General features: G+C 37.6%; 1 protein-coding gene. It reads left to right on the top strand.

Annotated elements, in window-relative coordinates; translation table 11 throughout:
- On the top strand, positions 1 to 239 hold a 239-nt coding region (locus tag SB660_RS22490; RefSeq protein ID WP_410584698.1), incomplete at its 5' end, for a hypothetical protein.
- Positions 240 to 250: the final 11 nt, after the last annotated feature.

Here is a 250-nt window from a genome sequence, read left to right as displayed (position 1 = left end):
CATTTATCATTGTTCGGGATGACCGTTCAAAGCCAGATTTAACAGATGTTCAAAAATTACGAGCGGAATCAGCAGCTTATAAAAAATACATGATTGAACGTTATGGAGAAGATGCCATTGTTAACTTCGATGTTGAAAGATGGTTAGTAGATTACGACCCAATAAATATCGACATGCCAGTAGAAAAATTCAATTTAGCATGTGAAGAGAATGGTTGGGAGCCGGTGAAAACTTACTAGGAGAGGAGAAG

It is taken from the genome of Bacillus sp. SIMBA_005, from assembly GCF_046535585.1.
In the GTDB taxonomy this organism is placed as follows: domain Bacteria; phylum Bacillota; class Bacilli; order Bacillales; family Bacillaceae; genus Bacillus; species Bacillus pumilus.
The sequence above is the reverse complement of the archived record's forward strand: the minus strand, read 5'-3'. Positions and strand labels throughout refer to the sequence as shown.